Genomic DNA, 9286 nt, shown 5'->3' on the forward strand with positions numbered 1-9286 from the left:
CAGTACCGGGACGATCGCCGAAACGTCTTCGTCGACGGCAACTCCAATCTCGTCCTGCGCGCCACAAAAGAGGGCGACACCTACTACGGCGGTCTGGTCAGCGGCAACTGGCGCGGACCCAGCGGCACCACATGGGAAGCCCGGATAAAACTCAACTGTTTGACCGCGGGGTGCTGGCCGGCGTGGTGGTTGTCCAACGACGATCCCGGCCGCAGTAGCGAAGTCGACCTGCTCGAGTGGTACGGCAACGGGGAGTGGCCCTCGGGAACGACTGTCCACGCCAACCCCGAGGGAACGGCATTCGAGACTCATCCGATCGGGGTGGACGGCGGATGGCACACCTGGCGATCGCGATGGGACCAGAACGGCTTCTACTTCTGGGAAGACTACGTCGACGGCGCGGAGCCCTACTTCACCGTTCCGGCCATCGGCATCGAACATCTCGAGTTGCCGATCCGCGAGTGGCCTTTCAACGATCCCGGATACACGATGTTTCCCGTGTTGAACCTGGCGGTTGGTGGTTCGGGCGGCGGTGATGCCAGACAGGGCAGCTATCCGGCGGACATGCTCATCGACTGGGTGCGGGTCTGGTAACGCTACGAGTTACACACGAGTCCGTCAGAACGGCGGCTCGTGGAGGACCAGGCTGATGAAGGCGTAGGCCATGCACAACAGCAGGTTCAGTGCTGCCAGGATGAGGCCCGCCACCAGAAGACATTGGATGCCGCGGCGTCGGGTGCGGTGGAGTTTGGCGACGCGCTCCTCGCGCTGTATCTGGGTTGTGGTGAGCGCAAACTGGACGTCCACCAACTCGCTGGAAGCGACGGGGGCACCCGCCGCTATTGCCTGAAGCCGCACCGCGGGGATTTCGACCCCGACCTCGGCGAAGCGTCGGCTCATTTGCCGTGCCCGTCTACGGGTGAGTACGTGATCCCGCCCCGGCAGCCGATGCCGCCCCCTACCCCGTTCGTCACTCCATAGGTTTGACGGGATCGTCATAGACGATCACTTTAACGCGACTTAGTCGCTACGGCCCGATAACATCGCCATCACGTTCCGAAAGTCGTTTATTTCGGCCCCACTTCGTCTTGGTACTTCCTGGTCATGTGATCGATGGCGTGCAGTTGGGTCTGCGCGAGGTCGTCGCGTACTTCGCTGGCCCGCACAGCGGCGTCGAGCGTCGGTTGCGCCTGGCCCTGGAAGTGTGGCATCACCTCGGCGGCGAACAGTTCGGCAGATCGCTTGGTCGCCGCGGGATTGGCCCACTCGTGGGCCATCTGCAGCATGCAGCCAAATCCGCCGGACTGCTCCCACAGCCGCTGCACCTGTGCGCGCGCCCGCTCCGGCGTGCCGATCACCCCGGCGCCCGCGTTATTGATCATGTCGATCATCTCGTCGAGCTGGTCCCCCGGCATGGTCATCTGCGGGAATGCGGCCACCTTCTGGAAGTAGTGGAACCACGGCTCGATTCCGTATTTCACGTCGGCGCGGGCCTGCTCGTCGGTCTCCGCGATGTGGAATGGCCCAACCAGCCGCCAGTTCTTGCGGTCGACCCGCTTGCCGAAGGCCGCGGCACGCTCTTCGACGATGCCCCAGTGGTAGGCCAGCGCGTCAAAGCCTTCGATGCTCAGCGTCGCCCCGATCGACAGCAGGCCGATGCCGTGCTTGCCGGCCAGCCTGGCGCCCGTCGGCGAGGCGACTGCGGCAACCGCCAAGGGAATCCCGCCCTCGGAATACGGGGCGAGCTGCAACTTCGCGTCGAACAACTCGTGAGTGGCGGTTTTGGCGGTCACGGTCTCACCGGCCAGTAGGCGGACCAGAATCTCGAGATTGGTTTCGAGCAGCTCGCGGGTGTCGGTCGGGTTCAACCCGATCATCGCCGAATCGGTGGGCAGCGAGCCCGGACCTACCCCGCCGATCACGCGACCATGTGTCAGGTGATCAAGCAGCATCAGCCGATCGGCAACCCACAGCGGGTTGTGGTAGGCGAGTGAGATGACCCCGGTACCGAGCTGAATCCGCTTGGTTCGTTGCGCAGCGGCGGCGATGAAGATCTCCGGTGAACTGATGATCTCGCTGCCCGCGGAGTGATGTTCACCGAACCACACTTCGTCGAAGCCCAGCGCGTCGATGTGTTCGACGAAGTCCAAATCCCGCTGCAACGCCAGCGTCGGATTGGTGCCCGCACGGTGGAACGGTGCCATGAAATATCCGAACTTGAGCTTGCCCATCGGGGTCCCCTTCGACATCGAGTTGCCCGAACCTTAAACCTTGCGGCGCGTCGTAGTACGTGAAAGAGGCGCACCGCTCCAGCGGAGATATGGTTGGTTAGTTTCGGATCTTCGACTTGGGGCGGTGACTGCTGATGCGCTACAACCCTCCCCCGAATTGGCCCAAGCCACCTGAGGGTTGGGTGCCGCCACCTGACTGGTCGCCGGACCCATCGTGGCCGCCACCTCCCCCGGGATGGAAGCTCTGGTTGGACGATGGGCCGGGCTCGGAGAGATCCAAGTCGGTGCTGCATCGAGTTGAGCGCAGCAGCGACGACGTCGAGTACTTCGGCGATGACGTGGCATGGTCCGCGGATTCCGGCCAAGGGCCGACGCATGCGCAGATGAATGCCGGAGCGTCGCCGTCGTCGCAACCGACCGAGGTCGCGCCCGAGGAGCTTTCTGCGCAACACCTCGGGCAGCGCGCCACCGTCAAGTGGGACGGCGAGCAGAGGTACGACATCGGCACGATCGTCGCCGTCTCCGCCGATTCAGCGGCGATCAGCGTCAGGCTCGCCGGATTTGATACGCCGATTTCCTTTCCCCGATCGCGGCGCGGTCCGGCCAACCCGCGCTTTTACGTGTGGATCTGACCGGCCACGGTGGCATCCTCGCCTTATGGGCTTGCTGTTCCGGCTTGCGGAGCTTCTGCTGGTTCTGTTGCCGCTGGCCGGCGTGATCATCGCCGGGGTCAAGGCATTCTTGGCCGGACAGCGGCGGCGTGTGGAGTCCAGCGAGCCGGATCGAGCGGGCCGGGTGGAGTCGGTGGCGCCTGGGCGTACCGGCGGTAGCCAAGTCGCCCAGTGGAGCGCGATCAAACGCATCCTCGAGGAGCACAGCCGGACGGATGCACGGTGGCTGGAATACGAACTCGACGTTGCCAAACTGCTGGACTTCCCGCTCATGACCGACATGCGCGATCCGCTCACCATCGCCTTCCACAAGGCCAAGCTCAGAGCAGACTTCCTGCGCCCGGCAAAAGCCGAAGATCTTGTCGACGATCGCGAAGCCGCAGCGCAGTACCTCGCTGCTTTCGAGGACTACGTAACCGCATTCAATGCGGCTGAGACCGAGGCCATCCGGAGACGCTGCAACGACTTCTCCCAAGACGGACAGCAGCGGATCGCGCGTGCGCGAAATCTGATGCGTGTGGCCTCAGATCCGGCCGCGACCGCACCCGAACGTCAGCGTGCATACGACCTTGCCCGTAAAGAACTTGACGGTCTGATCGTGTTACCGCCCGCGACGCGGGCAAGCATCGAGCGCGGGATTTCCGGGGAGATCGACAAATAGCAGCGCTCAGACCGGCGTGGGTTCGCCGACTTTGACGAGCATCTTGCCGATGTTGGCCCCGGTGAACAGCCCATTGAGCGCGTCGACGCACGACTCTATGCCGTCGAAGACGGTCTCGCGGTGGACGAGTTTGCCTTCTTGCTCCCAGCGACGCAGATCGGCGAATGCTTCGTCGAAGCGGTCCCACATCTCCAGGGCGTTAAACCCTTGCATGAGTGCAGTTTTGGCCAGCAGGTTCACGTAATTCGCCGGCCCTGGATGCTCGCCGGTCAGGTAGCTGGAGATGACGCCGCAGAGGACGACCCGTGCCTTGGGCGCAAGGCGGCCCAGCACCGCGTCGAGGATCGGCCCGCCGACGTTGTCGAAGTACACGTCGACGCCGCCGGGGCAGTGCTGCTTGAGCGCGGCCGCCAGATTGCCCTCCTTGTAGTCGATGCACGCGTCAAACCCGAACTGCTCCACAACGACTCGGCACTTCTCCGGCCCGCCGGCGATCCCCACAACTCTGGCGCCGGCGATCTTGGCGATTTGCCCGGCCACCGACCCGGTCGCGCCTGCGGCGGCCGACACCACCACCGTCTCACCGGGCTTCGGCTTGCCGATGTTGGTCATGCCGAAGTAGGCGGTGGCGCCGGTCGGGCCATACACCGACATCACCGCCAACTGGTCCTTTGCATCCGGGATCGGCGTGCTGAACACGTCGTCGCGGATAATCACGTATTCCTGAAATCCCGAGAGCGTGGTGACGACGTCGCCGATCGCGTAGGCGTCACAGCGCGACGCCACCACCTCACCGATCCCCGCCGCCCGGATCACCTCGCCCAGCTGTACCGGTGGCAGGTAGCCGGGCTGGTCGTTGAGCCAGGTGCGCACGGCGGCATCGATGCCGATATAGGTGTTGCGCAGCAGCGCCTCACCGTCGGCGGGCTCGGGTGCCGGCGAAGTGATCAGTTCGGTGTCACCGGGCTGGACGAGGCCGGTGGGGCGGCGACGCAGCACGATCTGACGGTTCATGAGGTCAGGCACGACGCGAAACTACCGTGCTAGCGCGCTGGCCGGTGGTGCGCCGGTAAAACACGGCGATGATGACTGGCTCGCCGGGCCCCGCAGCTTGAAAAACGGCGTCTGACTGGTTGCCATGCCTAGACCTACTAGCGGGTAGCAAAACGCCGGCATCAAGAATCAAGGAGATAGACTCGCATCGTATCGTCGGGGAAACCGCTGGACAGGAGCGTAAAACCCATGGCCACCAACATCGAAGCGGACGCAGAGACCCGCTCACCGTTCGAACAGCAAGTCGCCGCCACCCAGCGGTACTTCGACAACCCCCGGTTCGACGGAATAATCCGCCTCTACTCGGCCCGCCAAGTCGTAGAGCAGCGCGGCACGATCCCCACCGACTACACCGTGGCACGAGAGGCGGCGACGGCGTTTTACGCCCGCCTGCGCGAGCTGTTCGCCCAGGGCAAGAGCATTACGACATTCGGCCCATACTCTCCCGGGCAGGCCGTAACCATGAAGCGGATGGGCATCGAAGGCATCTATCTCGGCGGTTGGGCGACATCGGCGAAGGGCTCCACCACTGAGGACCCCGGGCCCGACCTGGCGAGCTACCCCCTGAGCCAGGTGCCCGATGAGGCCGCCGGGCTGGTCCGGGCGCTGCTGACCGCCGACCGCAATCAGCAGTTCCAGCGCCTTCGCATGAGCGAAGCTGAACGCGCCGCAACCCCGGCTATCGACTTCCGGCCGTTCATCATCGCCGACGCCGACACCGGCCACGGCGGTGACCCGCATGTCCGTAACCTGATCCGGCGCTTCGTCGAGGCCGGTGTGCCCGGATACCACATCGAGGACCAACGCCCGGGCACCAAAAAGTGCGGCCATCAGGGTGGCAAGGTTTTGGTGCCATCGGATGAGCAGCTCAAGCGGCTCAACGCCGCCCGCTTCCAGCTCGACGTCATGGGCGTGCCGGGCATCATCGTGGCACGCACGGATGCCGAGGCGGGCAACCTGATTGACAGCCGCGCCGACGAGCGCGACCAGCCCTTCCTCCTTGGCGCCACCAACCTGAAGATCCCGTCGTACAAGTCCTGCTGGCTCGCGCTGATGCGACGTTTCTACGACCTCGGAGTCAAAGAGCTCAACGGTCACTTCCTCTATGCCCTTCCCGAGGGCGAGTACGCCGCCGCTGACGCCTGGCTTGAGCGCCAAGGGATTCTGGAGCTGGTCAAGCAGGCGGCCACCGGTTGGCAGAAAAACGGGCAGCAGTCGGTCGACGCTCTGTTCGACAAAGTCGAGGCCCGATTTGTCGAGGCCTGGGAGGACGACGCCGGGCTGGAGACCTACGGCGAGGCCGTTGCGGATCTACTCGAATTCCGGGAAAGCGAGGGCGAACCGGCCGAGATGACCGCGGCCGAGTGGCGCGAGTTCGCCAAGACCGCTTCGCTGTACGAAGCGCGTGAAAAGGCAAGAGAGCTAGGCGCCGACGCCGGATGGGACTGCGAGCGCGCGAAAACGCCCGAAGGCTACTACCAGGTCCGCGGCGGCATACCGTATGCGATCGCCAAGTCGCTTGCCGCGGCGCCGTTCGCGGACCTGCTTTGGATGGAGACCAAGACCGCTGACCTGGCCGACGCCAAACAATTCGCGGACGCGGTCCATGCCCAGTTCCCGGACAAGATGCTCGCCTACAACCTCTCCCCGTCGTTCAACTGGGACACCACCGGCATGACCGACGAGCAGATGCGGGCCTTCCCCGAGGAACTCGGCAAGATGGGCTTCGTCTTCAACTTCATCACCTACGGCGGACACCAGATCGACGGGCTCGCCGCCGAGGAGTTCGCCACCGCGCTGCGGCAGGACGGCATGCTGGCGTTGGCGCGCCTGCAGCGCCAGCTGCGTCTGGTCGAGTCGCCTTACCGGACGCCGCAAACTCTGGCGGGTGGCCCGCGCGCCGACGCCGCGCTGCTGGCCACCTCAGGGCGCACGGCGACCACCAAGGCCATGGGCAAGGGTTCCACGCAGCACCAGCACCTCGTGCAGACCGAGGTGCCCAAGAAGCTGCTGGAGGAATGGCTGGCGATGTGGAGCGAGCACTACAAGCTCGACGAGAAGCTTCGCGTACAGCTGCGACCCCACCGCGCCGGTTCAGAGCTGCTTGAACTCGGCATCTTCGGGGAGGGCGAGGAAGAACTCGCCAACGTGATCTTCGCGCCGTTCCAAGACCGGCGCGCGAGCACGATCCTCACGGTGCGTGACCAGAACACCTTCGAAGAGAAGTTGCGTCAGAAGCGCCTGATGACCTTGATCCACCTGTGGTTGGTGCACCGCTTCAAGGCCGCCGCGGTGCACTACGTCACCCCCACCGAGGACAACCTCTATCAGACCGAGAAGATGAAGTCGCACGGCATCTTCCGTGACGTCCACCAAGAGGTAGGCGAGATCATCGTCGCCGACGTGAACCAACCGCGCATCGAGGAGCTGTTGGCGCCCGATCGCAAAGCACTGTGGCGGTTGATCCGCAAGGAGGCCTAGCGGCGATCGCAAGCGCGACGCGCCCTGCAACCCATGACAGGATGTGCAGGTGCAGCATGTGATTAATCGTCGGACGGTGTTGACGGGTGCTGCGATCACGGCGGGTACTGCCGCGGTCGGAGTCGGTGGCTACGAGTTCCTACACAAGCCCGGCCGGAGCGATTCAGCGGTAGTTCGCGGTAACAAGCCGAACATCCTGGTGATCGTTGTCGACCAGATGCGCGGCCCCCGGTGGTTTCCGGAGCCTGACAAGCTCGACGCCTTACTGCCCAATATCGGTCGATTAAAAAGGAGCAGCGTCTCTTTCGAGTCGCACTACAGCGCCTCGAATATGTGCACGCCTTCGCGTGGCGTGATGACCACCGGTTTGTATTCGCATCAAACCGGATGTTTGTTCACCGGCGAAGGGCCGAGCGAATCGAGCCTGGCGCCGAAGTTCCCCACATGGGGAAGTATGCTGCGGCAACAGGGCTATCGCACATGGTGGTGGGGCAAGTGGCATCTCGGTCACTCGGGTGATGTGACGCCGGAAGGCCTTGAGGCACACGGATATTCCGGTGGAACCTTTCCATCGCCCAACGGCTCGCCGAATCAGGGGCTGCAGAAAGATCCCAGCATCGTCGACCAGTTCTGTCGATGGTTCGACGACAACGCCGGCAACGGGCCATGGTGCACGACTGTTTCGCTGGTCAATCCGCACGATATTTGTTGGTGGCCGAAAAACCCCTTGCCCGAAGGTGTTCCACACTGGTTTGACGCCGGGCCGGTCAACTTCGAGACACCCGATGACCTACATCGGCGCGGTAAGCCGCAACTGCAGATCGACTTCATGAACTTCATGTCCCCGCTGTTGACGGGCATGCTGACATATTCAGGGCCCGATGTCGCACCCCAGTGGGCCCGCTGCCTGGACATGTATCTGTGGCTACAACAGCAGGTGGACGCCCAAATCGGACGGGTACTCGACAAACTGGCCGCACATCCGGCGATCGACCGCAACACCGTCGTTGTGTTCACCTCGGATCACGGTGAGTACGCAGGGTCACACGGCCTGCGCGGCAAGGGGGCGGCGGCCTATGAGGAGGCGATCCGGGTGCCGCTCTTCATTCGCGACCCGCACGGACATCTCACTCCCAAACCCGGGGATACCCGCGCTCAGCTCACCTCCAGCGTCGACCTGGCCCCACTACTGCTGACCATCGGCCATGGCGGAAACGGGTGGCGCGCCGAGCCCCGCTACTCCTACCTGGCCGGCCGTGCCGACCTCGCGCGCATCGCCGAAAAGCCAGCAGCGCAAGGCCGACCGTGGATCGCGCATGTCACCGACGACATGTCGGTGGAGGAGATGGCCACGCTGTTGAAGTCCCCCAACACCCGCGCCGTGTTCGGAACATCCGAGCTGCCGACCAATATCCCCACCTCCTCACCGAGTCACATCTTCGCGGTGCGGACCCGTGATGCCAAGCTCGCCATGTACTCATATTGGAAGCCCGGCGGCATGGAAATCGACACGTCGCGCCCAATCGAGCGCGAATTCTACGACTATTCAACACCTCTGGGTGCTCAAGAGGTCGACAACCAGGCCGGCCGCAACGGCAAGGAAGCGGCGCTACAGGCGCTCATCGAGCACGAGGCGCTCCAAGAGGTGCGAGCACCTCTGCCGAGCTTCCTGGGCGACGCTCAGGAACAGGGTCTTGCCGACATGCGACAGCTTGTCGCGCTGCGTGAAGGTTGACGCGGATCTGCGGTTCGATTGCGTTCATCCACCGGGCGGCGACCAGTGCACCACTTTCATCGCGGTCATCTCGTCGAGCAGCTCGGGGCCGAAACCGAATCCGCTGCCGCTGGCGCGCCGGGGTTCTGCGGCCCCGCCGGGGGCGCCGCCGAACACCGCGTTGATCTTCACGGTCCCCACCGGCAAGGTCCGCCAGGCCTCCTGCGCATGGGCCATGTCGGGAGTGAGCACGGTGGCGGCAAGCCCGTAGCGGTCGTCGACGGCTTCGGCCAGGGCTGTGTCGAAGTCCGCCGCGATACGCAGCGGAGCTACCGGCCCGAACGTCTCTTCGCGGAACACCAGCATGTCTGGGGTGCAACCGGCCAGCACCGTCGGCGGATAAAACGAGCCGGGGCCAGGCCGGGGCTGGCCTCCGACCAGCATCTTCGCCCCCCGTGCCAGCGCGTCGGTGACG

The 9286-nt window shown here is 64.3% G+C and carries 8 protein-coding genes and 1 pseudogene (1 of these 9 running past the window's edge); 5 read left to right on the forward strand and 4 right to left on the reverse strand.

Annotation, left to right across the window (positions count from 1 at the left end; translation table 11 throughout):
- Positions 1-594 (forward strand): annotated as a pseudogene (locus ACFE99_RS07730) (1,3-beta-glucanase); it begins 277 nt to the left of the window's first position.
- 24 nt (positions 595-618) lie between these two features.
- On the opposite strand, the gene ACFE99_RS07735 reads toward ACFE99_RS07730, so the two are convergent.
- Positions 619-900 carry a hypothetical protein gene (locus tag ACFE99_RS07735; RefSeq protein ID WP_375483995.1) on the reverse strand — a complete coding sequence of 94 codons (282 nt, stop codon included), beginning with the start codon at positions 898-900 and terminating at the stop codon, positions 619-621.
- Positions 901-1067: 167 nt separating this feature from the next.
- Entirely contained in the window at positions 1068-2231 is a 1164-nt protein-coding gene (locus ACFE99_RS07740) for an LLM class flavin-dependent oxidoreductase (protein WP_375484008.1), read from the reverse strand.
- 248 nt (positions 2232-2479) lie between these two features.
- Here ACFE99_RS07740 and ACFE99_RS07745 point away from each other — a divergent pair, with 248 nt between their 5' ends.
- On the forward strand, positions 2480-2863 hold the full coding sequence (locus tag ACFE99_RS07745; RefSeq protein ID WP_375483997.1) for a hypothetical protein: 384 nt from the start codon (positions 2480-2482) through the stop codon (positions 2861-2863).
- Between the two features lie 25 nt (positions 2864-2888).
- On the forward strand, positions 2889-3563 hold the full coding sequence (locus tag ACFE99_RS07750) for a hypothetical protein (RefSeq protein ID WP_375483999.1): 675 nt from the start codon (positions 2889-2891) through the stop codon (positions 3561-3563).
- 6 nt (positions 3564-3569) lie between these two features.
- Here the strand turns inward: ACFE99_RS07750 and ACFE99_RS07755 are convergent, their stop codons facing one another.
- Entirely contained in the window at positions 3570-4589 is a 1020-nt protein-coding gene (locus tag ACFE99_RS07755) for an NADP-dependent oxidoreductase (protein ID WP_375484002.1), read from the reverse strand.
- Positions 4590-4805: 216 nt separating this feature from the next.
- Here ACFE99_RS07755 and aceA point away from each other — a divergent pair, with 216 nt between their 5' ends.
- Positions 4806-7097 (forward strand): isocitrate lyase ICL2, encoded by a 2292-nt coding sequence (aceA, locus tag ACFE99_RS07760; RefSeq protein WP_375484004.1) that lies wholly within the window; start codon positions 4806-4808, stop codon positions 7095-7097.
- A 58-nt stretch (positions 7098-7155) separates the two neighbouring features.
- Positions 7156-8832, forward strand: coding sequence for a sulfatase-like hydrolase/transferase (locus tag ACFE99_RS07765; protein WP_375484010.1), 1677 nt, complete (start codon positions 7156-7158; stop codon positions 8830-8832).
- 24 nt (positions 8833-8856) lie between these two features.
- On the opposite strand, the gene ACFE99_RS07770 is transcribed toward ACFE99_RS07765, so the two are convergent.
- Positions 8857-9255 carry an aldehyde dehydrogenase family protein gene (locus tag ACFE99_RS07770; RefSeq protein ID WP_375484006.1) on the reverse strand — a complete coding sequence of 133 codons (399 nt, stop codon included), beginning with the start codon at positions 9253-9255 and terminating at the stop codon, positions 8857-8859.
- Positions 9256-9286 lie beyond the last annotated feature (31 nt).

The sequence above is a fragment of the uncultured Mycobacterium sp. genome, assembly GCF_964249325.1.
Lineage (GTDB): Bacteria > Actinomycetota > Actinomycetes > Mycobacteriales > Mycobacteriaceae > Mycobacterium.

Excerpts from the sequence above, each read along its gene's own strand:
- ACFE99_RS07735 (WP_375483995.1), bottom strand. The coding sequence starts at position 900 with ATGAGCCGACGCTTCGCCGAGGTCGGGGTCGAAATCCCCGCGGTGCGG.
- ACFE99_RS07740 (WP_375484008.1), bottom strand. The coding sequence starts at position 2,231 with ATGGGCAAGCTCAAGTTCGGATATTTCATGGCACCGTTCCACCGTGCG.
- ACFE99_RS07750 (WP_375483999.1), top strand. The coding sequence starts at position 2,889 with ATGGGCTTGCTGTTCCGGCTTGCGGAGCTTCTGCTGGTTCTGTTGCCG.
- aceA (WP_375484004.1), top strand. The coding sequence starts at position 4,806 with ATGGCCACCAACATCGAAGCGGACGCAGAGACCCGCTCACCGTTCGAA.
- ACFE99_RS07770 (WP_375484006.1), bottom strand. The coding sequence starts at position 9,255 with ATGCTGGTCGGAGGCCAGCCCCGGCCTGGCCCCGGCTCGTTTTATCCG.